The following is a 26616-nucleotide window of genomic DNA, read 5'->3' on the forward strand; positions in this document are numbered from 1 at the left end:
GTGGGTTGGGGTTTAGGTTGTGTCGGGCGACAGGTATACCGGAAATGTTTTTGGTTTGCAGGGGTTTTTGATCTGCGATCGGCGGTTTGGTTTTTTTAGCATCCGCGTGGAGGTGGTGTTGGTCGTTCTGCGTTTGCGCTGGCATCCGCGTGTTGCCTTCGCGTGGCGTGCGCGTTGCCGGTCGGTGTTTTGGCCTATGTGCTGGCATCCGCGTTATGCCTTCGTGGCGCGGGCGTTGCCGGTCGGTGTTTTGACCTTTACCCTGGCATCCGCGAGTTGTTATCTAGCTTCATGCGTCGCCCCTGTGCGGGGCGGCACCTACTTTTCTTTGCCGCCGCAAAGAAAAGTAGGCAAAAGAAAGCGGCTCACACCGCCAACATTTCTTCTTGCCTGAGGGCCCCCAACGGGTCTTACACCTCACACGGCAACGCACTTGTTCGCGTGTGTTGCCAACGCTTCGAATGAACGCCTCACCTGCTTGAAATTCCTATACAAGGGCAAGCGGCAGCGAATGGTATGTGCCGCCCAGGTGGCAAACTGTGTGTAGGTTGTCGCGTCGTATAGTGTGGCGCTCTTACAGGGTGGAACGCATGCGGTATCGGTCCGGAGTGAGGCGTGCGGATCACCTGGGGCCTACACACAGTTTGCCACCTGGGCGGCGGGGGACTATCTGGCGCAACGTGCTGCGACGCGGGCACATGGAGCGGGTGAGGCGCATAGAGAGAACGTTGGCAACGAACACTAGCAAGCGTGTTGCCGTGTGAAGCGTAAGACCCTTTGGGGGCCCTCAGGCAAACACAGGAACTGGCGGTGTTAGCCGCTTTCTTTTGCCTACTTTTCTTTGCGGCGGCAAAGAAAAGTAGGTGCCGCCCCGCACAGGGGCGACGCGTGAAGCACGCTAACAAATCGCGGATGCCAGCGCAAACACAAGCAAACCAAACCGCCCGCGCCGCACAGGCGCACCGGCAAAAAAACAAAAGCCGCGTGACCCACAATCACAACGGCTTCGCCAAAAAAACCAAACCACTACCCGGCACTACCCCTTCCCGGCATCCACCTCATCCTGCTCCTTAAAAACCTTATCAGCCAGATGAAAAGCAGAATTCGCCGCAGGCACCCCACAATAAATAGCCGTCTGCAACAAAACCTCTTTCACCTGATCCCGCGTCACCCCATTATTCCGCGCGGCGCGCAAATGCAAAGCAAGTTCCTCGCTGCGATTCAGCGCGACCATCATCGCAATAGTCAGCAAACTCCGCGTATGCCGTGGCAACCCATCCCGGGTCCATATCTCACCCCACGCATACCGCGTGATGAAATTCTGAAACTCTTCCGTCACTTCCGTGCGATTCACCAGCGACCGGTCCACATGCGCATCGCCCAGCACCGCGCGACGCACGCCCATGCCCGCTTCGTATCGTTGATCGTCGTTCATCGCTGCCCCTTCAGAAAATCAAGCACGGTCTTCGTGAACATGTCGGACACTTCGATGTTCGAGATATGCGAAGCATCCAGTTCGACATACCGCGCGCCCGGAATCGACGCCGCCAGTTCGCGCCCTTGCGCCGGCGTCGCGGCGAGATCATGCGTACCCGAAATCACAAGCGCGGGCGCCTTGATGCCGGGCGCCTCGGGCCGCAGATCGGTCGCGTTGATCGCTTCGCAATTCAGCGCATAACCTTCCTTGTCGGTGTGCACGAAAACGTCGCGAACATAATTGAACACCAGCGGCTCGCGTGCAATGAACTCCGCCGTGAACCAGCGCGGCAACACGGCATCCGACAACGCGAGCATGCCTTCCGTGCGCGCCCGCGCCGCGCGCGGCACCCAGACTTCCGGCGAGCCGATGCGCGCCGCCGTATTGCACAGCACGACACGATCGATGCGGTCCGCGTGGCGCGCCGCAAGGCCGACGCCCGTCAAACCGCCCATCGAAATGCCGCAGAAATTCGCGCGCGCGATCTTCAACGTATCGAGCAGGCCGATCACGTCGCCCGTCAATTGCTCGATCGAATACGGTCCCTTCGGCGCTTCCGAATGGCCGTGGCCGCGCGTGTCGTAACGCAGCACGCGAAAGTGCTTCGCGAATTCGGCAACCTGCGGCGTCCACATCGACAGGTCGGTGCCGAGCGAATTCGACAGCACGAGCCACGGCGCGCTGCCGTGCCGGTCGCCGTCGATCCGGTAGTGAAGCTCGATGCCATTGACTGCGGCGTAAGGCATTCCTTTACTCCTGATGTTGGTTCACGCGTGCTTTGCGCGCGGTATGAAGAGCCAGCACGGCGTCCACGAAAGCGTGCGCGCTGCCCACGTAATGCGCCGGATCGAGCAGACGTCTGAGTTGCTCGACGGGCAGATGTTGAGTGACGGCCGCATCGGCAGCCAGCACGTCGAAGAGCGTCTTGCCGCTCTTCACAGCTTCTTTCGATGCATGCTCGACAAGATGATGCGCATCCATCCGGCCGATCTTGTCGCCGAGCGCGAGCATCACCGCTTCGCCGAGAATCAGCCCATGCGTCACCTCTAGATTCGCCGCGAGACGCTCGACATTGACTTCGAGTCCCTGCACGATCTGTTCGATGTTCGCCAGCGCGCCGCCCGCGAGACGCGCGAGATCGGGCAGCGCGTCCCATTCGGCCTGCCAGCCGCCGAGCGCGCGCTCGTGCTCCTGCACCATGCCGCCGAACACTGTTGCGACGAGGCCCGGCGCACGTGCCGCCGCCGTCAGCACGGCTGCGCAGCCGACCGGGTTGCGCTTGTGCGGCATCGTCGACGAGCCGCCTTTGCCGGCGGCAACCGGCTCGCCGAGTTCGCCGAGTTCGGTCTGCATTTGCAGCGAGATATCGCGCGCGATCTTGCCGAGCGTGCCGATCAGCATGCCGAAGAACGACGCCGTTTCGGCGATGCGGTCGCGCTGCGTGTGCCACGGCACAGCGGGCATCTCCAGACTCAATTCTTTCGCCAGCGCGGCGGCAACCACGCCGCCCTTGTCGCGCAGACTCGCAAGCGTCCCGGCCGCGCCGCCGAATTGCAGCACCAGCACGCGCTCGCGCAACGTGTCGAGCCGCTCGCGATGCCGCAGCAGCGCATCGAGCCATTGCGCGAACTTCAAACCGAGCGTGATGGGCAGCGCCTGTTGCAGCCACGTGCGGCCGATCATCGGCGTCGCGCGATGCTGCTTTGCCAGCGCGGCGATTGCGTCGCAGGTCGAAGCAAGCACGCCGTCGAGCAGATCGAACGAATCGCGCAGTTGCAGCACGGTCGCGGTATCGATGATGTCCTGGCTCGTCGCGCCCCAATGGACGAATTTCGACGCTTCCGCGTCGGCGTCCTTGACGCGCGCGGTCAGTTGCTTGACGAGGGGAATCGCGAGATTGCCGCCGAGCGCGGCGTCGCGTCCGAGCGCGTCGGCGTCGAGCTTGTCGGCGCGGCAGGTTGCCTCGATGGCGGCAACGGCCGATTGCGGAATCACGCCATGGGCCGCCGATGCGCGCGCCAGCGCCGCTTCGACGTCGAGCATCCGTTGCAGCGTCGCGCGCGGCGACCAGATGTCGTTCATTGGCTGCGTGCCGCAGATCAGGCCAGTCAAGCGAGCGCTAGCTTCTAGCATGATGTTCTGTGCGTTGGGATGAATGCGCGTTGAGTCGCGCCCTGGAAGCGCGCGGCGTTCGGCTTCATTGTCGCCGAACGCCGCGCCGAGGTCACGCACGCATTTGCGCGCGCGTGGTAGCTACGTATCGAGGCTAAGCAAGCCTCAAGCCGCGCGAGCCTGCTGCGTGCCGTCGATCAGCGCGACGCCCGTCAGCTTTTCCAGTTCCGCGAAGTCGATATCCGAGAAGATCTCGCGCACGACGAGGCCGTCCTTCGTCACGTCGATCATCGCGAGGTCGGTGTAGATGCGGTCCACGCAACCGACGCCCGTCACCGGGTACGAGCATTCTGCGACGATCTTGCTTTCGCCCTGCTTGGTCTGATGCTCCATCATCACGAACACCTGCTTCGCGCCGATAGCCAGATCCATCGCGCCGCCGACAGCGGGAATCGCATCGGGTGCGCCCGTGTGCCAGTTCGCAAGGTCACCCTTCGACGAGACCTGGAACGCGCCGAGCACGCAATAGTCGAGATGGCCGCCGCGCATCATCGCGAACGAATCGGAATGATGGAAGAACGCGCCGCCCGTCAGCAGCGTGACGTGCTGCTTGCCGGCGTTGATCAGCTCGTCGTCTTCCTCGCCTTTCGCGGGCGCGGGGCCCATGCCGAGCAGGCCATTCTCGCTGTGCAGGAAGATTTCCTTATTGGCGTCGAGGTGGTTCGCCACCAGCGTCGGCACGCCGATGCCGAGGTTCACGTAAGCGCCTTCAGGAATGTCCTGCGCGACGCGCTTCGCCATTTCATCGCGGGTCAGTCGTTTCATGTCAGGTCTCCTTCAGGCGGCTTGTTCGGGGCGTTGCGAGGCGTGAGCCGCCTGCGGCACTTCGACGATGCGCTGCACGAAGATGCCCGGCGTGACGATCACTTCCGGGTCGAGCGCGCCGAGCGGCACCACTTCCGACACTTGCACGATTGCCGTTTTCGCCGCGCTTGCCATGATCGGGCCGAAGTTGCGCGCCGTCTTGCGATAGACCAGGTTGCCCCAGCGGTCGCCCTTGTACGCCTTGATGAGCGCGAAGTCGGCGTGCAGCGGCGCTTCCAGCACGTAATGCTTGCCGTCGATCACGCGCGTTTCCTTGCCTTCGGCGAGCTTCGTGCCGTAGCCCGTCGGCGTGAAAAAGCCGCCGATGCCCGCGCCCGCCGCGCGGATGCGCTCGGCCAGATTGCCCTGCGGCACAAGTTCCAGTTCGATTTCGCCCGCGCGATAGAGCGCGTCGAAGACGTATGAATCGGTCTGACGCGGGAACGAGCAGATGATCTTGCGCACGCGCTTCGCGTTGAGCAGCGCCGCGAGGCCGGTGTCGCCGTTGCCGGCGTTGTTGTTGACGATGGTGAGTTCTTTCGCGCCCTGTTCGATGAGCGCGTCGATCAGCTCGGACGGCATGCCCGCCGTGCCGAAGCCGCCGATCATGACGGTCGCGCCGTCATGCACGTCGGCAACCGCCGACTGGAGTGACTCGATAATCTTGTTGATCATGTCGAATATCCTCTGAAACGCGTCGATCCGCGCCGCGCGATTCACCAATCAACTGGCGAAACGCGCGCCGGACGGTCTCCACGTCCGCTTTCGTCCTTCATAGCCTGCTGACGACGGCTTGCAGACCTGCGTGTTTGGCTCGCCCTTCAATTCCTGTCGCCCGTCGAACTCGCGAAAAGTTCTTTATACGAACACAGTTTCGTTTAGCGAACGTACTGGCGCATTATGGTTTGCGCCTGCATCTCTTGTCAAGGCAACGGTTTCGTGGTTTGCCCTATGCCGCTTCGCCTGCCGCCGGGCCCGCAAATCAATCGCGAAACGGCAGCCCCACGTAATTCTCCGCCAGCATCCGCGACGCCGCATCGGAATGCGCGACGTACCGCAGCTCGGCCATCTTCAGCCGATTGACGAACGGCGTGTCGTCGAACGACGGATGCAGCATGTTTGTCATGAAATACGAGAAATGCTCGGCGCGCCAGACGCGTTCCAGACAGGTCGCAGAATAGGCGGCGAGCAGATCGTCGCGGCCTTCGCGATAGCGCGCCGCGAGCGCCTTCGACAGAATGCGCACGTCGGCGACGGCGAGGTTCATGCCTTTTGCGCCTGTCGGCGGAACGATGTGCGCGGCGTCGCCGGCTAGATAGAGGTGGCCATATTGCATCGGCTCGCACACGAAGCTGCGCATCGGCGTCACGCCCTTCTGCGTGATGTCGCCGATGGCGGGCAGCCAGCCTTCGTCATTCTCGAAGCGCGCGTGAAGCTCGGCCCAGATGCGCTCGTCGGACCATTGCGTGAGGTCTTCGTCGGGACGGCATTGCAGGTAAAGACGCGTCACCTCCGGCGAACGCATGCTGAAGAGCGCGAAGCCGCGCTCGTGATGCGCGTAGACGAGTTCGTCGCAAGTCGGCGCGGCGTCGGCGAGGATGCCGAGCCATGCATACGGGTAGATACGTTCGAAGGTTTGCAGCGCGTCGGCGGGAATCGACTCGCGCGCGATGCCGTGAAAGCCGTCGCAGCCTGCCACATAGTCGCAGTCGATACGCTGCACTGCGCCATCGTGTGTGAACTGAACCCAAGGTTTGTCGCTCGTCAGATCGCGCAGCGACACGTCGGACACGTCGAAATACAGCGGTTGCTGGTGCTCGACGGCAGCGGCGATCATGTCGCACACCACCTCATGCTGGCCATACACGGTGATCGCGCGGCCGCCCGTCAGCGCCGTCAGATCGATTCGATGCCGCTTGCGCCCGAACAACAGCTCGATGCCGTGATGCACCAGCCCTTCGCGCTGCATCCGCGCACCGAGGCCGGCTTCGTTGAGCGTATCGACGGTGCCCTGTTCGAGCACGCCCGCGCGTATCCGCTGCTCGCAGTGTTCGCGCGACCGGCTTTCGAGCACCATCGATTCAACCCCTGCCAGCCTCAGCAGATGCGACAGCAGCAGACCGGCGGGACCCGCGCCAATAATGGCAACTTGAGTGCGCATCGTTCGTCTCCGAGTCTTTTGTTCGAGTCATCAAACGATTCTCGGCGCTTTCCCGAATATGCGACAACGCGATTTTTAGGATAGGTTGTATACGCATAACCGATACTGCGCGAGTGTCCTCCCGCACCCGCGCGCCAAAGCATGGCCGAACTCGATCTCAACCTGATTCCCTACCTCGTCGCGCTCGAAGACATGCGCAACGTGAGCCGCGCCGCCGAACGTCTCGGCGTGAGCCAGCCGCGCGTGAGCACCGCGCTCGGCCGTTTACGCGAGTATTTCAACGACCCGCTGTTCGTGCGCACGTCGCGCGGCATGGAGCCGACGCCGCGCGCGCTCGCGCTGATTCCCGCTGCCCGCGAGGCGCTCGCTCGCATCGAAAAAGGCATGCTCGACTCGCAGGATTTCGACCCCACGACGTCGACGCATACGTTCTCACTGGCGTTGTCCGACGTCGGTGAGATCGTGTTCCTGCCGAGGCTGTTGCAGCTTTTCGCCGAGCGCGCGCCGCATGCGAATCTGCGTTCGGTATCGTTGCCGCCCGCGCATGTCGAACGCGGGCTGGAATCGGGCGATGTCGATCTCGCAGTCGGCTACTTTCCCGATCTTTCCGGTAACAACTTCTTCCAGCAGCGTCTGTTCACGCACCGGTTCATCTGCCTGATGCGCAGCGATCATCCGCTTGCGGGCGCGCCGCTCACCCTCGATCAGTTCATCGGCCTCGGCCATGCCGTCGTGCGCGCCGAAGGGCGCAGCCAGGAAGTGCTCGAACAGTATCTGGAGAAAAAGCGCATCCGCCGGCGCGCCGTGCTGGAGACGCCGCACTTCATGAGCCTGCCGTTCATCCTCGCGCGCACCGATCTGATCGCAACGGTGCCGCACGCGATCGGCTTCGCGTACGTGTCGGAGCACGCGTCGATCACGCTCGTCGAACCGCCTTTGCCGTTGCCTCGCTTCGACTTGCGCCAGCACTGGCATCGCAAGTTTCACAACGATCCGCGCGCGAGTTGGCTGCGAAGCGTGGTCGCGGAGCTATTCAACGATGCGAAGGACGAGTGGCCGAAGTAATTTGCGCACATAAGGCACGAAAATACTCCCCACATGTAACGGCCGCGCGAGCCCGCCACGCATATCCCTGTTCGGCGTAGGGCCGGGAAACATGGAACAATGCCGCAACGTGCGATGCGCGTTTTACTGGAACTGGAGCGAAGGATGAATACGAAGAACACAACGTCCGCCGACGCACCCGGCCGGCCGTCCCGCGACGAGGCCGAAGAAGCCGTGCGCGTTCTGCTGCGCTGGGCGGGCGACAATCCTCAGCGTGAAGGGCTGCTCGATACGCCCGCGCGCGTCGTGCGAGCGTATGAAGAATTTTTCGCCGGCTATGAAGTCGACCCGCGCGACATTCTGGCCCGTACGTTTTCCGAAGTGGACGGCTACGACGAAATGATCGTGCTGAAGGACATCCGCTTCGAAAGCTATTGCGAACATCACATGGTGCCCATCATCGGGCGCGCGCACGTCGCTTATCTGCCGGAGCATCGCGTGGTGGGCATTTCGAAGCTCGCGCGGCTCGTCGATGCATTCGCCAAGCGTCTGCAGATTCAGGAAAAGATGACCGTGCAGATCGCCGATACGCTCAACGAAGTATTGCAGCCGAAGGGTGTCGGCGTGATTCTCGAAGCATCGCATCAATGCATGTCGACGCGCGGCGTGCACAAGGCCGGCGTCGAGATGGTGACGTCGCGCATGCTCGGGACGTTCCGCACGGACCCGTCGACGCGCCGCGAGTTTCTGTCGATCGTCCACGGTCCGACTTCCGTTAGCGTGGCGAATACGTGATTTGTCGCGGGCCAGGATTGTCGGCCCGCTTTAGCCACGCGCCGGATAGCGCGTGGTTGTCTCAACGGTCTGGTCAGAGTCGAGACTCTCAAACAGCAAGCTTAGTGGTTCTGATTGAACTGACGCGACCCAAGCAAAGCCAGGATCGGCCAACTCACGCTTCCGCGCGCAACTTCAGCGACCGAAACCGTCCGAACGTCGCGAGCAGCACCGCTGCCAGCACACACGCGACGCCCAACATCTGCGCACGGCTGATCGGCTCATGCAGCACGCCCGATGCAAGCGCGAGCGTCGACACGGGCACGAGCGCCGTCACGAGGCCCGCCTCCGCGCCGCTCAGGCGCGAAGCGCCCGCATACCACAGCACGAAGCCAAGCACCGTCGGCACGAGCGCGTAATAGACGACGCCCGCAAGCGCGGCGACGACGTTCGCATCGAACGGCAGACGCCACGGCTGCTCGAAACAGGCCGGCACGATCGCGACCAGCAAGCCGATCCCGCTCATCAGCGCCGACAGCGGCAAAGCCGGGACAGGCGTGTGCAGCTTGCGGTTGAGCAAGATGAAGAGCGCTTCGCAGACAATTGCCGCAAATACCAGCGCATTACCTGCAAGGGAATGCGTGCCGCTCGCGGCCGCCATGTCGTCGAGGCGCACCGTGCAGGCGAGCACGCCCAGCGTCGCGAGCGCGATCGCGCCGAGCAGCGCGGGTGACGGACGCTCGCCGAGCGCGAGCGCCGCGAAACCCGCCGACACCGCGGGCAATGTCCCCGCGATCACACCCGCATCGGCGGCCGACGCGAGCCGCATTCCGCCGATCAGACAAACCGTATAGCCGACGCTTCCCGCGCCCGCCTGCGCGATCACGAGCAACGCATCGTGCGCGTCGAGCTTCGGCCAGCGGACTTTTCGCACGCGCATCATCGCGACAAAGACGGGAAACGCAATCGCAAAGCGCAACGCCGTCGCCGAAAACGGCGGCAAGCCGCCCGCTATCGCCTTGCTGACGACGACCGTGCTGCCCACGCCGATCATCGCCAGCGCGCAAAAGGAATAACCGACGTAACGCGCGTTCATGCCACTGCCTCCTCGTATCGAACGATGAGGCGAGCGTACGGCCCGCGCTCACGCGCGGTCTTGAACGTTATTGCAGAGGATCAGCGGACGGCGGCCGCGTAGCTCGCGGGCGTGACGCCGAGAAGCCGCACGAAAGCGCGCGTCATATGGCTTTGATCGGCGAAGCCCGCCGAGACGGCCGAATCCGCCAGCGTGGACCCGCTGGCGATCAGTTGCCGCGCCAGCAGGACACGGCGTTGCATCCGGTATGCATGCGGCGGCAAACCGACTTCATGCGCGAAACTGCGCAGCAGCTGAAAACGGCTCATACCGGCTTCGGCGGCGAGATCGGCGAGCGTCGATGCCGACGCGGGATCGTCGTCGATACGGTTTCTTGCGCGCGCGACAGGACCGATGCGTTCGGGTCTGTGCGGCAATGACGTCGCGTGGTATCGGCCCACATATGAAAACAACGCGACCAACGCTTCTTCGCAAGCGAGATTGTCGGGCGACACGCCCTCGTTTGCCTCGTGCACTGCAGCCGAGAAAAGTCGTGCAAAACGCAGCGACAGTTGCGCGTCGTTCAACACGGGGCGCGTCAACTCCACTTCCCGCAGCGGCGACTCCGCGCATTCGGCGACCGTGCCGATCACCAGCGCCGGCTCGAAATACAGCATCCGCCAGGCGCGTCCGTGTTCGTCGAGCGGACTGCCGTCATGCACTTCGCCGGGATTGACGGTGATGACATCGTTCACGCGCGCTTCGACAGGGCCACGCCCGCTTGCCGAACGCTGCCCGCCAGCGACGACGATGCCTATGCCAAAGCGATCGTGCGAATGACGCGCAAACGTGTGCGTCGTGTGCGCGTCCGTCGCTTCGACGCCGTCGAGCGCACAACGCAGCATCTGGACGCGCCCACGCGGCTTCATCGTCTCAGGCGCTTGCGCAGATAGAACTACGCCGACGCATCAGCGCCGCCCTTCGTCGTTGCGCCCGCGCTCGCCTTCGCGGATCTTGCCCTGCGACACGCTGCTGCCCGGCGGCACGCTATGCGTGAGCCACACGTTGCCGCCGATCACCGAACCGCGCCCGATCGTCACGCGGCCCAGAATGGTCGCGCCCGCGTAGATCACGACATCGTCTTCGACAATCGGGTGACGCGCATTGCCTTTCACGAGCGTGCCGTCTTCATCCGCAGCAAAACTCTTCGCGCCGAGCGTCACCGCCTGATAGAGACGCACGCGCTCGCCGATGATCGCCGTTTCGCCGATCACGACGCCCGTGCCGTGATCGATGAAGAAGCTCGGGCCGATCTGCGCGCCAGGGTGAATGTCGATACCCGTCGCCGAGTGCGCGATCTCGTTGATGAAACGCGCGAGCAGCGGCACGCCGAGCCGATGCAGTGCATGCGCGAGCCGGTGGTGCGTCATCGCCCATACGCCCGGATAGCAGAGCAGGATTTCAGTGATGTGCTGCGCGGCGGGATCGCCGACGTACGCCGCCTGGATATCGCTGACCAGCAACGCGCGAATGCCCGGCAACTGCTTGCCGAACTGGCGCGCGACGTCGAATGCGAGCGCGCTCAGATCGGCATCCGGCGTCTCCGCATGCTCCGGCAAGAAGCGCAACGCGCGGCGAATCTGCTCGGCCAGCAGGCGCAGCGTGCTTTCGAGCGTATGACCCACGTAATAATCGACACTCTCGTCGGTCAGATCGGGCGCGCCGTAGTGCGTCGGGAAAAGCGCGGCGCGCAATCCCGCGACGATGTTGATCACGCCGTCGCGCGAAGGCAGCTCGCGGATGCCGCGCGGATGGCGCGTGCGATGCAGTTCCTCACGCGACGCGCGCAGTTCGGCGACGATCTGTTCGAGGCCCCAGTTGTGGGAGGAAACATTTGACATGGCGAGGACGGCAGTCGCGCGTGAAGCGCGACGAAAGTGAATTGTCCCCAGAGATTACCGCGTTTCGGCCTGCACCGCCGGGCGCCGGTGCGGATTGCATAATTAGCGCATAAGGAACGGCTCATGCAGTGCCCGCCGTTGCATGTGCGGGAGTGCGTAGCAAATGACGTGCTATACGGTCATACTGCTTGCATCGATCCAGCGCACGGCCCAGTCGCGGGCATGCGCGATAGCAGCTGCTTCGTCAGTGAAGCGGAGGTCGGTGGGAAAGAAGCGGTTGGCGACGAGTTCGCCATCGCTGGAGCGCGACACGACCACATACGGTTGCCAAGTCCCATCGCCCGCGCGCGCCGGCGCGCAGTTAAGCAAGTAGCCACGATGTGTGAATGCAGCATCAACGTGCATGAGTCACCCGCCCCTGACTGCCTCATAGATGGTCCTTTTTGCGAGTGCGATGCCGTGTTTCGAGGCAGTCCATGAGACTGCAGCGGTCATGCTCTTGTGTGCGATGCTGCACTCGAACCAGAATCATACTCTGTAGGAAAAGGGCGTCCACCAAAAAAATAGTAAAAATTCGCGGGTTGCCCTAAGCGCCGTCGCGCGTGGATTCCAACGTGATTGGGCGCTCACGCGGAACGAGTTTTGCTCGCTCCCAATGCTTTGAAGGCATGAGTCAAGGAGGGCGTAAAGATGAGCCTCAACACCCGCAAGATACCCGCGACGCAATCGGGCACCGACGTCGCGCGCAGCGCCGAAATGCACAACGACCGCACGCACGACAGCACGGTGGATACCGACAGCAAGAATCACGAAGCCGCGCGCATCGCAGGACACGCGCCGATCGGCCCGGATGAGATCACGACCAGCAACGCATCGCTCGTCAACAGCGTGCCCGACAACCCGTATGCGGAACTGGCGGGATTCGACAGCCGCATCGGCGGAAACCATCTGCTGCTCGCGCTGGAACCGGGCTACCGCGTGATCGACAAGGGCATGACGGTACCCGAGCCCGTCGAGCACTTCGACGACCGCTTTCATGAAGCCAGCACGCAAGTGGGCCAACGCACGCGCGGGCGCGTGCATTTCGCGCTCAATCATCAACGGCCGATGCGCGTGATAGAACTCGAGCGCGTCAAATGACGCGATATGTCTGTCGCACGATGCGTCGTCGCATGGCGCGTCGTGCGCCTTCGCGTTTGTACGAATGTCGATGCGATTCGAAACTCCTGGTTTCATGACTTCGTCGCACGCACATCTTTTTCGCGTTTGAAACGATCAGCACAATCGGCGCAATTCCATCCACGGAGCACCAGATGAGCAAAATCGTCGTGATTGGCGCAACGGGCACGCTCGGCCAGGCCGTCGCCGCCGAACTGAAAGCGCGGCATGAAGTGATCGAAGTCGGCGCAACGCGTGGCGCGCATCAGGTCGACAGCACGGACCCGGCGAGCGTCGAACGGCTGTTTCAAACCATCGGCAAAGTGGATGGCGTCGTTACGACGACGGGCAAGGTCCACTTCGGCCCGTTGCCCGAGATGACCGTCGAGCAGTTCTGGGTCGGTCTCCGTGACAAGCTGATGGGACAGATCAATGTCGTGCTCGCCGCGCAAAAGTACGTGAACGACAACGGCTCGTTCACACTGACGAGCGGCATTCTCGCCGACGAGCCGATCAACCTGGGCGTCAGCGCAACGACAGTCAATCTCGCGCTCGAAGGCTTCGTGCGCGGCGCGGCGATCGAACTGCCGCGCGGCATTCGCATCAATGTCGTGAGTCCGACAGTGCTGACGGAATCGATGGAAAGCTATGCGCCGTTTTTCCGCGGCTTCGAACCTGTCGATGCGAAGAAGGCGGCGCAGGCGTATCTGCGCAGCGTCGAGGGTGCGCAAACGGGACGCGTGTATCGCGTTGGTTACTAGAACGTTCGATTGACGTCTGTTAGCGAGCGCACGTTGCCGTGCGCTCGTTTTTCATTGCGCGACGCCTGTCGCTTCAGTGAATCTCCGGCTCACCCGTTGCAGCGTTCGCGCCATCGCGTTGCAGGAAGTCGAAGTCGCAGCCCTTGTCGGCCTGCAGCACATGCACCTGATGCATGGCGCCGTAGCCGCGCGAAAATCTCGGCGCGGGCGCGACCCACGCGGCCTTGCGGCGCGCGAGTTCTTCATCCGATACCAGCACGTTCAGCTTGCGCTGCGGCACGTCGAGTTCGATCATGTCGCCGTCGCGCACCAGCGCAAACGGCCCGCCGATAAACGACTCCGGCGCCACGTGCAACACGCAGGCGCCATAGCTCGTGCCGCTCATGCGCGCGTCGGAAATGCGCAGCATGTCGCGCACGCCCTTTTGCAGCACCTTCTTCGGCAGCGGCAGCTGGCCCCATTCGGGCATGCCCGGCGCGCCGACCGGCCCCGCATGCTGCAACACGATCACGCAGTTCTCGTCGATATCGAGCGCGTCGTCGTCGATGCGCGCGGCCATGTCGTTGTAGTCCTTGAACACCACCGCGCGGCCCGTGTGCACCAGCAGATGCGGCTCGGCTGCGCCCGGCTTGATGACGGCGCCATCGGGCGCGATGTTGCCGCGCAGGACGGCCAGGCCGTTGTCCGGCATCAGCGGGTTGGTGCGGCGGCGGATCACCTCGTCGTTGAAGATCTGCACGCCTTCGAGGTTCTCGCCAAGCGAGCGGCCGTTCACCGTCTTCTGCGAGCGGTCGATCAGGTCGCCCAGTTCCGCGAGCATCGCCTGCAGGCCGCCCGCGTAATAGAAGTCTTCCATCAGATACGCACCCGTCGGCCGGATGTTGGCGAGCACGGGCGTACGGCGCGAGATGCTGTCGTAACGGTCGAGCGTCAGTTCGATCCCGGCACGGCGCGCGAGCGCAATCATGTGCACGATTGCATTGGTCGAGCCCGACAGCGCAAGGCACGTCGTCACCGCGTTGTCGATCGACTGCACCGTGAGGATGTCCGACGGCTTCAGGTCTTCCCACACCATCTCGACGATACGCATGCCCGTTTTCGCGGACATCTGCGCGTGGCGCGAATCCGGTGCTGGGATCGACGCGAAGCCGGGCAGCGTGAAGCCGAGCGCTTCGGCGGCGCTGGTCATCGTTGATGCCGTGCCCATCGTCATGCAGTGGCCCGGCGAGCGCGCAATGCCGCCTTCGACACCCTGCCAGTCCTCTTCCGTGATCTTGCCCGCGCGCAGATCGGCCCAGTATTTCCACGTGTCGGAGCCCGAGCCGAGCGTTGCGCCGTTCCAGTTGCCGCGCAGCATCGGGCCGGCGGGCAGAAAGATGGTCGGCAGGTCCATGCTGATCGCGCCCATCAGCAGCGCGGGCGTGGTCTTGTCGCAGCCGCCCATCAGCACGACGCCATCGGCGGGATACGAGCGCAGCGTCTCTTCCGCTTCCATTGCGAGAAAGTTGCGGTAGAGCATCGTCGTGGGCTTCTGGAACGGCTCCGACAAGGTCTGCACCGGCAACTCGATCGGAAAGCCGCCCGCCTGCCAGATGCCGCGCTTGACCTCTTCCACACGCTGCTTGAAGTGCGTGTGGCACGGGTTCATCTCGCTCCACGTGTTGAGGATCGCGATGACGGGCTTGCCCGCATACTCCTCGCGGCTGTAGCCCATTTGCGCGGTGCGCGAGCGATGGCCGAACGAACGCAGGTCGTTCACGCCATACCAGCGGTGACTGCGCAGTTCGTCGGGGGATTTGCGTTTCTTCGTCTGATCGTTCGACACTTCGACTCCTACCGGCGCTGCTCCTTCACTCGCGACACAATCTGCGTCGGGCTCACGAACTGCAGCGCAATCAATACCCAGATCAGCGTGATCGCCATGTAGATCATCGCCATTGCGTCGATCGACTGCGGCGCGCGCACGCCCGTTGAAAATACAGCGTAGTACAACGCGACGACGAGCGTTTGCGTCGCCGGCCCCGCCGTAAAGAACGTCAGTTCGAACATGCCGATGGTGCGAACCAGCACCAGCAGACCGGCGGCCAGCATGCCGGGCACCAGCAAGGGCAGCAGAATATAGCGGAAATAGCGGAACGTATTCGCGCCGAAGATACGCGCCGCCGATTCCAGATTCGGATCGATCTGCTCGATGAACGGCGTCATCACGAGAATGACGAACGGCAACGCGGGCACCAGGTTCGCGAGAATCACGCCGGACAGCGTGCCCGCCAGCCCGATCTTGTACATCACGGTCGCCATCGGAATACCGTATGTGACGGGCGGCACCATCAACGGAAGCAGGAAAACGAGCATCGCGAACCGCTTGCCGCGAAACTGCACGCGTGCGAGCGCGTATGCGGCAGGCACGCCGAGCAAAATGGACAGCAGCACCACCGCGCCGACCACTTCGACCGTCACCCACAACACAGCCGCGAGCTGGAAGTCGCTCCACGCCTGCGCATACCAGTGCAGCGTGAAGCCTTGCGGCAGCAGCGTGCCGAACCAGCGCGTCGCGATCGAATTGACGGCAACGGTGGCGATCAGCAGCACGATGTTCAGCAGGAAGAAAATCATCGCGCCCCAGACGAGCGCCTTGTAGATGCGGTCACGCAAACTGACATGCGGTTTCATCGATTTCACCGATTGCCCTTGCGGCGCAGCGGGCCACGGATGCGCGACTTGATGATCGGTTGCCATCAGCCCTTACCTCCCGTCGCCGGTCCACTGTAGAAGAAGCGGCGCGCGCCGAGCATCGCGGCGACGATCACCAGTTGCACGAAACCCATCACGATCGCGATCGCCGACGCAAGCGAGTAATCGTAGCTCTCGAATGCTGCTTCCGCAGCGGCAATCGACATCACACGCGTCGGCCCCGCGGGCGCGCCGAGCAATACCGCCGATGGAAACACCGAAAACGCCTGCACGAAGGAAAGACACGCGGCCATCGTCAGCCCCGGCACGAGCAACGGCAGATAGATCTGCCGGAACTGCTGCCAGGGGTTTGCGCCAAGCGTCGCGGCGGCACTCGCGAGCGTCGGATCGATGCCCGTCACGTATGAGAGCGTCAGCAGAAACGCGAACGGAAAACCCGACACGACCAGCGAAATCAGCACGCCCCAGAAGTTGTGCGTGAGGCGCACTTCGTCGGTGTAGAGATGCAGCCCTTGCAGCGCCTGCGGAAACCAGCCGTTCGGACCGAAGTAAGTGAGCATGCCGTCCGCGATCAGCACGGTACCGAGCGTGATGGGAATCACGAGCAGCGTCGTCACGAACTTCTGATACGGCGACGGACGGCGCAGCGCAAACGCAACCGGCACCGATATGCCGACGTTGATCAATGTGGCAGGCACAGCGAGCTTCAGCGTGACGATGATGGTCGGCCACATCGACGTGTCGCTGAAGAACTTCGCGTAGTTCGCCCACATGCCGCCGCCTTCCATCGGACTGAAGGACAGCGCGAGGCCGTAGACGAACGGATAGACGAACAGCGCGAGGATGAACAGCAAGGCGGGCGACACGAGCCACGCCTTGCCGTCGCGTTGCGCGACGGGTGTCGCTGCGGCGGCGGGCGTCAGCGTGCTCATGACGGCTCTCCCTCGTAGACCAGCGTGCGCGACGGCGGCACGCGCAGCGTGACGCGCTCGCCTTCGGCAAACTCGCCCGCAACGCGCGCCCACAATTCGCCGAACGCACTCTTCACACGAATCAGCGAATCGCGGCCACCGTATTCGACCGTCGTGACCTGCGCGTCGAACGCGTTTTCCGAGCCGGGCGCGGCGCGCTCCATGTCCTCGGGACGCATCGCGACGGAAACACGCTTGCTGTTGAAGCCATCCATGGCCGTGCCGATCAGCCGCACACCGTTCGCTTCGACGGCCACGCCTTCACCCTGCGTGCCTTCGAGCGTGAACGGCAGTACATTGCGGTAGCCCATGAAACGCGCGACGTGCAGGTTCTTCGGCCGCCCGTAAACTTCCTTCGGCGTCGCGACCTGCTGTACGACGCCCTCTTTCATCACGACAATGCGGTCGGCCATCGACAGCGCTTCGTCCTGGTCGTGCGTCACGTAGATGGTCGCGCGATCCAGCTGGCTATGAATGCGGCGAATCTCGGCGCGCATTTCGATGCGCAGTTTCGTGTCGAGATTCGACAGCGGTTCGTCCATCAGAATGAGCGGCGGCTCGATCACAATGGCGCGCGCAATCGCGACACGCTGCTGCTGACCGCCCGACAACTGCCCCGGCAGCTTCTTCTCATGCCCGACCAGTTGCACGAGTTGCAGCGCTTCTCGTGCGCGCTTCACTGTTTCCGCCTTCGCGATGCCGCGCATCTTCAGGCCGAAGCCGACGTTGTCGAGCACCGACATATGCGGAAACAGCGCGTAGTTCTGAAACACCATGCCGAACCCGCGCTTCTCGGGCGGCAGCACGTCGATACGTTTTTCGTCGAGCCAGATGCCGCCGCCCGACAGCGGCTGCAAGCCCGCGATACAGTTGAGCGCCGTCGACTTGCCGCAGCCCGACGGCCCGAGCAACGCGATGAATTCACCGCGGCGAATATTCAGATCGAGACCCTGCAGCGCGGCCACCGACACCCCTTCAGCATTCACGAAACTGCGGCTGACGGACTCGAGGCGCAACTGTTCAAAGTGATGCTTCATGATCGCTTCCCTACGATGTTGCATGGCCGCGCCCTATGGCACTCCATAAGGCGCGCCGACACATATCGCCGATGCCCGCGAGGCGTCATGCACGCCCTGCGCGGCACCGGCTGCTCCGCTTTGCGCGGTGATGGGTACGCGTTGGTATGAACTTACTTGGTCTTTTGCGCGCCCACTTCGCGGTCCCACTTCTGGAATGCCGCGACCATCGCTGCCGCGCTCAGCGGCTGAACGTGCGGACGATCGGCAAGCAGTTTCGCGTATTCCGGACGGCCGAACTTCTTCAGCACGTCCTGGCTGTGCTCGGGCGCTTGCGCTTCCGTGACGCCCTTGATGGCCGGACCCGGATAGAAATAGCCGTCGTCATAGGTCAAGGCCTGCTGCGCCGGCTCCAGCATGAAGTTCATCAGCTTGTAGAGCGTGTCGAGCTTTTCTTTCGGCACGCCTTTCGGAATCACCATGAAGTGCGCGTCGTTGACCCACGTCATGTTGTCGAACGCCTGCACCTTGAATTCAGCCGGCACGATGCCGAGCGCGCGCGGGTTGATGTCCCAGCCCGTCACGGTGACGGTCATGTCGCGCGTGCCTTCGCCCAGTTCCTTCATCACCGCCGACGTGCCGCCCGGGTAGTAAGGAATGCAGTCGTTCAACTGCTTGAGGAACGCCCAGGTCTTATCCCAGCCATTGACGGGGTCTTTCGGGTCCTTGTCGCCGAGCACGTACGGCAAGCCCATCAGGAATGTACGGCCCGGACCGGAGTTGGCCGGACGCGCGTAGATCAGCTTGTTCGGATGCGCCTTGCACCATTGCAGGAGTTGATCCGGCGTCTTGGGCGGATCGCTGACTTTGGCGGGGTTGTATTCGATCAGCGGGCCGGCCGGCATATACGCGACTTCGAGACCGAAGCCCTGCGCGAGATCCTGCATCTTGCGCGGACCGGGCGCGTACTTGTCGAGCACGCCGGGAAATGCCGCGTTGTTCTCCGGCAGCAGCTTGACCCACAGGTTCTGCTCGATACCAGCCGCAAGCGCGTCGGTGCCTGTCAAAACGAGGTCGATATCTGAACGGCCAGCCGCCTGCATTGCCTTGATCTTGCCGGGCAACTGCGGCGCGGGCGCGTTCGTATAGGTGATGTTGGAAACGAGATTCGGGTACTTGGCCTTGAAGGCTTCAAAGCCCTTTTGTGTCAACTGGAGATCGCCCGCGACGTCGACGATGTTGATCGTGACTGCATCCGCCGCTCGCGCCGATTGCGTGAACCCTGCTACTGCTGCGCCAACGGCTACGCACAGTGCGGCCACCTTCAGTGGCAACTTCGCTGACACCTTGCCAGAAAAAGCCATTTCGTCTCCTCGCCTCTTTGTATGGAACGTCCGCCGACGGGATGCGCGGCGCTGACGTGTTACGGGCTGCTAGTGGGTGAAACATAACGAACGGGCACGCATGATGTCAAGCAAATTTTAGCCTGACGCGTTCATCGCGCGATGACCTTTCAAATTCTTCAAGTCCTTTTATGGTAAGGATTTCAGCCGGTTTTGCCGATTCGTCCGTTCGGCATAGGGAGAACACCAAGATATGACTTGTTAGGCAACTTCAGCCGCCGCGCAAGCCCTGCGTATTCACGTACAGCGAATACAGGCCGTGGCTCGCGGCCATGAACAGGCGGTTGCGATGCCTGCCGCCAAAGCACACGTTCGCGCAGCGCTCCGGCAACGCAATATGCCCGAGCGCTTCGCCTTGCGGCGAGAACACCCGCACGCCGTCGAGTTCGTCGGTACCCATGCCCCAGCCGCACCACAGGTTGCCGTGAATATCGATTCGAAAACCGTCCGGCGTGCCGTCCTGTGCGTCGATCAGGACGCGGTTATTCGCCAGCGTCCGCCCTTCGCCGACCACATCGAATGCGCGGATCGTGCGCGGTTTCGAACGTGATTCAACGATGTACAGCACGGATTCATCCGGCGAAAACGCGAGGCCGTTCGGGCCGATCACTTCGTCGCAGACCATCGTCACTTCGCCCGTCTGCCCGTCCACGCGATACACGTTTTGGGGCAGCTCCGGCTCCTGCTTCTCGCCTTCATAGAAGCTGTCGATGCCGAACGAAGGATCGGTAAACCAGACCGAGCCATCCGACTTCACGACGACATCGTTCGGCGAATTGAAGCGCTTGCCCTCGTAGCGGTCGGCGATCACGGTGATCGAACCGTCGTATTCGGTGCGCGTGACGCGTCGCGTCAGATGCTCGCAGGTGACGAGCCGCCCTTCGCGGTCGCGTGAATTGCCGTTCGCGTTGTTCGACGGCCGGCGAAACGGCGTCACCGCGCCGGTCTCTTCGTCCCAGCGCAGGATCCGGTTATTCGGAATGTCGCTCCACAGCACGTAGCGGCCATCGCCGAACCACACGGGCCCCTCGGACCAGCGCGCGCCCTGATACAGGCACTCGACGGAAGCCGAGGCGAGGCGAAATGCATCGAAGCGGGGATCGAAACTACGAATGGAGGGGTCGGGATAGCGGCGCTGGTTCGGGTGGCTGAGTTCGGTCATGGCGCTGTCAGAGCAACGCCGGGCGTCGAATCGATCGACGCCCGGCGTTCGTGGTGGTGACTGGTTATTGGTAATGATGCTGCTTGAAACGCTGTCGCGATTCAACTCAAGCCGTCACGCCTGCGCCGGCTTGCCGTCGCGCAGACGCCAGAGCTTCAGCGGATTGTCGTCGTGCAGCGATTGCGGCAGCAATTCGGCGGGCAGGTCCTGGTAGCAGACGGGACGCAGGAAGCGCTCGATCGCCGTCGCGCCGACCGAGGTCGCGCGCGGATCGGATGTCGCCGGGAACGGGCCGCCGTGCACCATTGCATACGACACTTCGACGCCCGTCGGAAAGCCGTTCGCCAGAATGCGGCCGGCCTTGCGCTCGAGCGTCGGCAGGAGGCGCCGCGCGATGTCGTAGTCTTCGGGTTCGATCTGCAGCGTTGCCGTGAGCTGGCCCTCGAGGTATTCGGCCACCTTCATCATTTCCTCTATGTCCGCGCACGTGACGATCAGCGAAGTCGGCCCAAAAATCTCGTCTTCGAGTTCCGCGGATGTCAGGAACTGTATCGCCGAGGTCTGGAACAGCGCGGGCAGCGCGGCGCAGGTCGCATCCGACGACGTGCCGCGCGCAATGCTCTGCACGCCGCGCTGCTCGGTGCGATGCGTAATGCCACCCTGATACGCGCTGGCGATGCCGGGCGTGAGCATCGTCTGCGCACTCTTTTGCGCGAGTGCCTTTGCTGCGGCATCGATAAATATCTGCTTGTTCGGTCCGTCGAGAAGCAGCACGAGACCAGGATTCGTGCAGAACTGTCCGACGCCGAGCGTGACCGATTCGATAAAGCCGGTCGCGATCTGATCCGCGCGCTTTGCAAGCGCGCCGGGCAGCACGAAGAACGGGTTGATGCTGCTCATCTCGGCAAACACAGGAATCGGCTCGCGGCGCTTCTGCGCAAGATTCAGGAGCGCAAGGCCGCCGGCGCGCGAACCGGTGAAGCCGACCGACTTGATCGCTGGATGCTGGACGAGTGCTTCGCCGATCTCATTGCCCGCGCCGACCACAAGCGAGAATACGCCCTCGTGCAGACCGCAATCGGCGACGGATTTCTGAATGGCGCGGCCAACCAGTTCAGACGTACCGAGGTGCGCCGGGTGCGCCTTCACGACAACCGGGCAACCCGCCGCGAGCGCCGATGCCGTATCGCCGCCCGCTACGGAAAACGCGAGCGGAAAATTGCTCGCTCCGAACACGCCGACGGGACCAACGGGAATCTTGTGCAAACGCAAGTCGGGACGCGGCAGCGGTTTGCGTTCCGGCTGAGCGGAATCAAGCGTCGCGGTGAGCCAGCGGCCTTCGCGCACCAGCGATGCGAACAGCTTGAGTTGCCCGACGGTACGCGCCCGTTCGCCTTCGAGCCGCGCCTTGGGCAACGCGGATTCGGCCTGCGCGCGCTCGATCAATGCGTCGCCGAGCCCGAGGATGTTCTCGGCAATGGTCTCGAGAAAATGCGCGCGAATTTCGAGCGACGTCTGACGGTACGAGTCGAACGCGAGCGCGGCCAGTGTGCACGCGCGATCCACTTCGACCGCGCCGCCCGCACCGAACTCGGGTTCGATTTCCATGTTGCGCGCCGGGTCGAACGCGCGCAGCGTGCCCTTGGTGCCGCGCACCTCGGACCCGCCGATCAGCATGTCTCCGGTAATGTGCATGTCCTGCTCCTGTCGATGGCTGCGCGGCAGGAACGCATGTCGCGTCGCGCGGCCGGAAATCCAAATAGTGCGACGTCAAGAATGGGCGGACGATTCCGCGAGACGGCGCTCGAAGTCGAGCAAAGCCAGCGTCGCAACTTCGATCTTCGCATGATGTTCAGGCGACGTCGAACGCAACCTTGGCAGGATTCGCCCTATGTCCGCGAGCTTCGACAACGTGACCACGTCGTGCAGCACGCGTATCAGCGAAATGTCGTCGCGCAGGGTTTCGAGCGGCATCAGCGCGTGTCAGTCGCCCACTCCTGATATCACCTTTGCCGCCTTTACGCTTTGCAGCAACCGGCGCAGGTAGATGTCGCGCGAAAGATCGTCGCGCACGATCGCGTACTGCACAGCAACGAATGTGCCGCGATCCACGAGCCATGCGAGAGCGTGTCGACGGACGATCGAGGACGCAGTCATGGGGCGCTCGCGGCGAAGACAATCACCTTGCCAACTTAGCATCGCCACACCAATGTTGTCAAACAACTTGGGACGTCAGGTCGTACGATGCAACGCGCATGGGTGCCGTTTTTTCATATGAATACAGACTTCGCATGCTGCGCTGCAGATCAAACTTTTAATAATGCTGGTATGACAACGAGTGGAAAAGCAGACTGGTTTGAATCAAACGTTTCGCAATCTCTTCCGATTTTCAGGATCGAAACCGTATTAAATACCGACTCAAAACCGGGCAAAACCCTACTAAATAGCCGCTTATTCAGATGGCTGTCAGGCACGTCAGGAGCGGATTTGCGGCAATTGCTGCAGAATTGCGTCAAAGCAATTAAATGTCGGTTGGCGTGAAGCCCGATTTTGAGCCATAAATGAAACAGGCGAGAAATTCTCTATCGCCAATTCGCATTAACCGGCGAATATAGTGATAAATTGATGCGCAACAAGACCCATGAGTAACCGCAGCATCGGCATGGCCATAGCCCCCTCCGCTGCGAACCTCGAGAGATAGCACCTTGCCGCAACATTTCATTGAACAGATGTCGCCGTTGCTGGAAGCGGAGAACGATGTCAGCTGGTTCCGCGAAGTCGCTCGACTGGCGGACGGCTGGGGCTTCGACCGCGTGCTGGTCGGCATCCTTCCGCGGCCGGGCATGCGGCTGGAAGACGCGTTCATCCGCAGCACGTACTCACCGTCGTGGCGGCAGTTCTACAACGACCAGGGGTTTGCGCACATCGACCCGACGGTCTCGCATTGCATGACGAAGTCGTCACCGTTGATCTGGTCGCCGGATCTGTTCGAATCAAATCCGGCGCAAATCATGTATGAGGAAGCGCGCGCGCACGGCTTGCGTGCCGGCGTAAGCCTGCCTATCCACGGGCCGAGACAGGAATCAGGACTGATCTGTTTCGTCAACGACCATAATCCGAGCGACGACTTCTGGCGTCATCTCGATGTCGTGCTGCCCAACCTCGTGCTGTTGCGCGACCTCGTGATCGACACGAGCCAGCCTCACCTGAATGCGCACACGCAGGCGTTGGTGCCGAAGCTCACGCCGCGGGAACAGGAATGCCTGAAATGGACCGCACGCGGTAAGTCCACCTGGGAAATTTCGCACATTCTTAATTGCTCGGAAGCCGTGGTGAACTTCCACCTTAAGAACATTCGCACGAAATTCGGCGTGAACTCACGGCGCGCGGCGGCCGTGATTGCAACGCAACTCGGCCTTATTGATCCAGGTTGATGAGCTCACGCGCTTCCGGGTTGTGGAGCACCTTCTCTGCCCTGCCCAGATCGCCGTCCGTGACCGTCTTCGTGAAGTAGAGGCCCAGCAGGATCGAGACGGGTGCCGGAATTTCAGCGCCTGATTCGAAGCGGCTGCCGCGCGACTGGGTCACGCCAAAGCGCGCCCAGAATTGACGTTGGCTCTCCTTCTTTTTCTTGCGGTACGCGATGATCAGCACGCGGTCTACACCAGTCGAACTATCCGCGCCGCGGCTCTGTACGGTCGGTTGAACGTTTGCGTGAACGCCCGCTTGCCAATGATTCTGAAGTTCCATGATGGTTTTTCCCTGTGTTTGGCCCTCATCTCAATTTTGTAATCATCAGACGGACTGAGCACCTATCCAGGTGAATAGGTGTTTTTCTTATCCGAAATGCATACGGTTTCCTGCGTACCGCGACCAACGTAAGGAGCACACCATGCATACGGCGATTCGGATTGGCACACGGCAAGAGTTCGACAACAACCACATCAACGAGATGTACCGGCTGCGCGCCCGCGTCTTTCGGGACCGCATGGGATGGGACGTTCCGACCATCGCCGGCATGGAGATCGACGGCTACGACGCGCTCGGGCCGTACTACATGCTCATTCAGGACGCCGACCGGCACGTGCGCGGCTGCTGGCGGCTGATGCCGACGGAAGGCCCGAACATGCTGAAGGACACCTTTCCGCAGTTGCTCGACGGCCACGACGCGCCAATCGGACGGCATATATGGGAACTGAGCCGCTTTGCTATCGAAACGGATGGAGAGCAAACGTTTGGCTTTGCAGATTTGACGATGCACGCGATCCACGAACTGGTGACTTTCGCGGACCGGATGGGTATTACGCGCTATGTGACCGTCACGACGACGTCGATCGAGCGGCTGCTGCGGCGCACGGGGATCGAGGTGACGAGGTTGGGGCCGCCCGTGAAGATCGGCGTCGAACGGACGATCGCGCTCGACATCACTGTCGACGCGATTCGCGCGGCCGTCTGCAAGCCGATGCCCGTGGCGGCTTGAGTTTGCGCCTGAGGGGAGATTAGCTGCGCCGGAACGTGATGTGCGAGATCCGGCGCACGAGCAGCGCCGCCGCCAGCCCGGCGCAGCCCGTCAGCACGACGCCGATGTGAATCGACTGCACCAGCACGTGACGCGCGGCGTCGAACAGCGCCGGCCCTTCGAGGCCGGCGCGTTTCAGTTCGATCAGCAGCGAGTCGCGCAGGTTTTCGTCGACGAGAATGCGCGGATCGGCGAGCTTCGGCCGCCACGCCGACGCGACCGTTTCGCCCAGCACGCGCAATGACTCTTCCACGCCCGATGCATAGCGCCGGTTCACGATCGTCGCGACGATGCTGGTGCCGAGCATGCCGCCCACCATGCGCGTCGATTGCAGCAGCGCCGTCGTGATACCGAAACGCTCGCGGCCGGCAATCTCCTGGCCGAACACGTTCAGGTTGTTGAGAATGAAACCGAGGCCAATGCCGACGGCCGCCATCGACAGTTCCAGATAGAGATGCGGCGTCGCGGGCGTGGCGAGCGCGATACCCACCGACGCGGCCACCAGCAGACTGAAGCCGATCGTCAGAATCGCCGTCGGGCGCTTCATGTGAATCACGATGCGCGTGTTGATCATGCTGCCGAGGGCGATGCACGCGGCAATCGGCGTCGCGAGCAGGCCGGCCTGCTGCGGCGAGAGCCCGAAACCGCCTTGCAGCAGCAGCGGCGCGAAAAAGATCAGCGAGAACATCACAAAGCCCGACAGCACCGAGAGCGTGAAAAGTGTCACGAGTTGCGGGTCCTTGAACAGATCGAGCGGCACGATCGGGTGCGTCGCGCGCCGCTCGCAGACCAGCAGCGCCGCCGCGCCCACCACGACCAGCGCGGCGAGTATCAGGTTGCCCGTGGTCAGACCGTCCTTCGGCACCGCTTCAATGAAAGTCTGAAGCCCGCCGAGCACCAGCGCGACGAGCGCGGCGCCCGCCCAGTCGATCCGCACGTCGCCCGTGCGCTCGCGCCGGTAGTACGGCAGATGTGCCCAGATGAAGTACAGCGCGAGCGCGCCGACAGGCAAATTGACGAGGAACGTCGAGCGCCAGCCGAATTGCTCGCTGAGCCAGCCGCCCAGCGACGGCCCCGCCGCCGTGCCGATTCCGTATGCGGCCGCCAGCACCACCTGCCATCGCACTCGCGTGCGCGGATCGGGAAAGAGATCGGGGATCGACGCAAACGCGGTGCCGACCATCATCCCGCCACCCACGCCCTGCAGGCCGCGCGCGAACACCAGAAACGGCATACTGGACGCGAGGCCGCACAGCGCCGACGCCACGGTAAAGACGATCACGGCCGTAATCACGAAATACTTGCGGCCGAAATAATCGCCGAGACGCCCGAACACGGGCACGGTGACCACGGACGCAAGCAGATAGGCGCTCGCTATCCACGCGTAATACTCGAAACCGTGCAGTTCGACGACGATCGACGGCAATGCCGTGCTGACGACCGTCTGATCGAGTGCGACCAGCATGTTGACGAGACCGATGCCAAGCATGGCCAGCAGCGCGTCGCGAAAAACCAGGGGGCGGG

25 protein-coding genes and 1 pseudogene are annotated in these 26616 nt (G+C 62.6%); 6 read left to right on the forward strand and 20 right to left on the reverse strand.

Annotated features, from left to right (window positions below; all coding sequences use genetic code 11):
• Positions 1-1036 precede the first annotated feature (1036 nt).
• From pcaC to H1204_RS25660, 6 genes are all read right to left on the reverse strand, one after another.
• Complete coding sequence (gene pcaC / locus H1204_RS25635; protein ID WP_091779354.1) at positions 1037-1435, reverse strand: 4-carboxymuconolactone decarboxylase; 399 nt, start codon at positions 1433-1435, stop codon at positions 1037-1039.
• Positions 1432-2223 (reverse strand): 3-oxoadipate enol-lactonase, encoded by a 792-nt coding sequence (gene pcaD / locus H1204_RS25640; RefSeq protein WP_180731331.1) that lies wholly within the window; start codon positions 2221-2223, stop codon positions 1432-1434. The genes pcaC and pcaD overlap by 4 nt, the downstream gene beginning before the upstream one ends.
• A gap of 4 nt (positions 2224-2227) precedes the next feature.
• On the reverse strand, positions 2228-3610 hold the full coding sequence (locus H1204_RS25645) for a 3-carboxy-cis,cis-muconate cycloisomerase (protein ID WP_180731332.1): 1383 nt from the start codon (positions 3608-3610) through the stop codon (positions 2228-2230).
• A gap of 144 nt (positions 3611-3754) precedes the next feature.
• On the reverse strand, positions 3755-4414 hold the full coding sequence (locus H1204_RS25650) for a 3-oxoacid CoA-transferase subunit B (RefSeq protein ID WP_036000108.1): 660 nt from the start codon (positions 4412-4414) through the stop codon (positions 3755-3757).
• 12 nt (positions 4415-4426) lie between these two features.
• The gene (locus H1204_RS25655; protein ID WP_180731333.1) at positions 4427-5128 is read right to left on the reverse strand and encodes a 3-oxoacid CoA-transferase subunit A; all 702 of its coding nucleotides are present in this window, start codon (positions 5126-5128) and stop codon (positions 4427-4429) included.
• A gap of 307 nt (positions 5129-5435) precedes the next feature.
• Complete coding sequence (locus H1204_RS25660; RefSeq protein WP_180731334.1) at positions 5436-6614, reverse strand: 4-hydroxybenzoate 3-monooxygenase; 1179 nt, start codon at positions 6612-6614, stop codon at positions 5436-5438.
• A 141-nt stretch (positions 6615-6755) separates the two neighbouring features.
• Here H1204_RS25660 and H1204_RS25665 point away from each other — a divergent pair, with 141 nt between their 5' ends.
• Both H1204_RS25665 and folE read left to right on the forward strand, forming a co-directional pair.
• Positions 6756-7679: a LysR family transcriptional regulator gene (locus tag H1204_RS25665; protein ID WP_180722763.1), complete on the forward strand. Its 924-nt coding sequence runs from the start codon at positions 6756-6758 to the stop codon at positions 7677-7679.
• A 144-nt stretch (positions 7680-7823) separates the two neighbouring features.
• Positions 7824-8453 carry a GTP cyclohydrolase I FolE gene (gene folE, locus H1204_RS25670; RefSeq protein WP_180731335.1) on the forward strand — a complete coding sequence of 210 codons (630 nt, stop codon included), beginning with the start codon at positions 7824-7826 and terminating at the stop codon, positions 8451-8453.
• 154 nt (positions 8454-8607) lie between these two features.
• Here the strand turns inward: folE and H1204_RS25675 are convergent, their stop codons facing one another.
• The 4 genes from H1204_RS25675 to H1204_RS25690 all read right to left on the reverse strand — a co-directional run bounded on the left by H1204_RS25675 (position 8608) and on the right by H1204_RS25690 (position 11813).
• The gene (locus H1204_RS25675; RefSeq protein ID WP_180731336.1) at positions 8608-9528 is read right to left on the reverse strand and encodes a DMT family transporter; all 921 of its coding nucleotides are present in this window, start codon (positions 9526-9528) and stop codon (positions 8608-8610) included.
• 80 nt (positions 9529-9608) lie between these two features.
• On the reverse strand, positions 9609-10436 hold the full coding sequence (locus H1204_RS25680) for an AraC family transcriptional regulator (protein WP_180731337.1): 828 nt from the start codon (positions 10434-10436) through the stop codon (positions 9609-9611).
• A 39-nt stretch (positions 10437-10475) separates the two neighbouring features.
• Positions 10476-11408 (reverse strand): serine O-acetyltransferase EpsC, encoded by a 933-nt coding sequence (epsC, locus tag H1204_RS25685; RefSeq protein WP_180731338.1) that lies wholly within the window; start codon positions 11406-11408, stop codon positions 10476-10478.
• Positions 11409-11579: 171 nt separating this feature from the next.
• A complete protein-coding gene (locus H1204_RS25690; RefSeq protein WP_007586604.1) occupies positions 11580-11813 on the reverse strand; it encodes a hypothetical protein in 234 nt (77 codons plus the stop codon).
• A 285-nt stretch (positions 11814-12098) separates the two neighbouring features.
• On the opposite strand from H1204_RS25690, the gene H1204_RS25695 reads away from it, so the two are divergent.
• Both H1204_RS25695 and H1204_RS25700 read left to right on the forward strand, forming a co-directional pair.
• A complete protein-coding gene (locus H1204_RS25695) occupies positions 12099-12548 on the forward strand; it encodes a DUF3005 domain-containing protein (protein WP_180731339.1) in 450 nt (149 codons plus the stop codon).
• Between the two features lie 173 nt (positions 12549-12721).
• A complete protein-coding gene (locus H1204_RS25700; protein WP_180731340.1) occupies positions 12722-13327 on the forward strand; it encodes a short chain dehydrogenase in 606 nt (201 codons plus the stop codon).
• 73 nt (positions 13328-13400) lie between these two features.
• On the opposite strand, the gene araD is transcribed toward H1204_RS25700, so the two are convergent.
• The 8 genes and pseudogenes from araD to H1204_RS51535 all read right to left on the reverse strand — a co-directional run.
• A complete protein-coding gene (araD, locus tag H1204_RS25705; RefSeq protein WP_180731341.1) occupies positions 13401-15152 on the reverse strand; it encodes an L-arabinonate dehydratase in 1752 nt (583 codons plus the stop codon).
• A gap of 8 nt (positions 15153-15160) precedes the next feature.
• A complete protein-coding gene (locus H1204_RS25710; protein WP_180731342.1) occupies positions 15161-16066 on the reverse strand; it encodes an ABC transporter permease in 906 nt (301 codons plus the stop codon).
• Positions 16066-16953, reverse strand: coding sequence for a sugar ABC transporter permease (locus tag H1204_RS25715; RefSeq protein WP_036000081.1), 888 nt, complete (start codon positions 16951-16953; stop codon positions 16066-16068). Before H1204_RS25715 ends, H1204_RS25710 begins: the two co-directional genes overlap by 1 nt.
• On the reverse strand, positions 16950-18029 hold the full coding sequence (locus H1204_RS25720; RefSeq protein ID WP_180731343.1) for an ABC transporter ATP-binding protein: 1080 nt from the start codon (positions 18027-18029) through the stop codon (positions 16950-16952). The genes H1204_RS25715 and H1204_RS25720 overlap by 4 nt, the downstream gene beginning before the upstream one ends.
• Before the next feature lie 152 nt (positions 18030-18181).
• Positions 18182-19372, reverse strand: a complete 1191-nt coding sequence (locus H1204_RS25725) for an extracellular solute-binding protein (protein WP_036000076.1) — start codon at positions 19370-19372, stop codon at positions 18182-18184.
• Positions 19373-19622: 250 nt separating this feature from the next.
• Positions 19623-20573, reverse strand: a complete 951-nt coding sequence (locus H1204_RS25730) for an SMP-30/gluconolactonase/LRE family protein (RefSeq protein WP_180731344.1) — start codon at positions 20571-20573, stop codon at positions 19623-19625.
• Positions 20574-20687: 114 nt separating this feature from the next.
• Positions 20688-22268 (reverse strand): aldehyde dehydrogenase (NADP(+)), encoded by a 1581-nt coding sequence (locus tag H1204_RS25735; RefSeq protein ID WP_180731345.1) that lies wholly within the window; start codon positions 22266-22268, stop codon positions 20688-20690.
• A gap of 75 nt (positions 22269-22343) precedes the next feature.
• Positions 22344-22697: pseudogene (locus H1204_RS51535) on the reverse strand (dihydrodipicolinate synthase family protein); the annotation flags it as partial.
• Between the two features lie 605 nt (positions 22698-23302).
• On the opposite strand from H1204_RS51535, the gene H1204_RS25750 reads away from it, so the two are divergent.
• Positions 23303-24007: a LuxR family transcriptional regulator gene (locus H1204_RS25750; protein WP_180733309.1), complete on the forward strand. Its 705-nt coding sequence runs from the start codon at positions 23303-23305 to the stop codon at positions 24005-24007.
• On the opposite strand, the gene H1204_RS25755 is transcribed toward H1204_RS25750, so the two are convergent.
• Positions 23991-24323, reverse strand: a complete 333-nt coding sequence (locus tag H1204_RS25755; RefSeq protein WP_180731348.1) for a helix-turn-helix transcriptional regulator — start codon at positions 24321-24323, stop codon at positions 23991-23993. The genes H1204_RS25750 and H1204_RS25755 overlap by 17 nt on opposite strands.
• Positions 24324-24465: 142 nt before the next feature.
• Between H1204_RS25755 and H1204_RS25760 the strand changes: the two genes are divergently transcribed.
• Positions 24466-25053, forward strand: coding sequence for an acyl-homoserine-lactone synthase (locus H1204_RS25760; protein ID WP_180731349.1), 588 nt, complete (start codon positions 24466-24468; stop codon positions 25051-25053).
• Positions 25054-25072: 19 nt separating this feature from the next.
• On the opposite strand, the gene H1204_RS25765 is transcribed toward H1204_RS25760, so the two are convergent.
• Positions 25073-26581, reverse strand: coding sequence for an MFS transporter (locus H1204_RS25765; protein WP_180733310.1), 1509 nt, complete (start codon positions 26579-26581; stop codon positions 25073-25075).
• Between the last annotated feature and the right edge of the window lie 35 nt (positions 26582-26616).

The organism is Paraburkholderia sp. PGU19 (assembly GCF_013426915.1).
GTDB lineage: Bacteria > Pseudomonadota > Gammaproteobacteria > Burkholderiales > Burkholderiaceae > Paraburkholderia.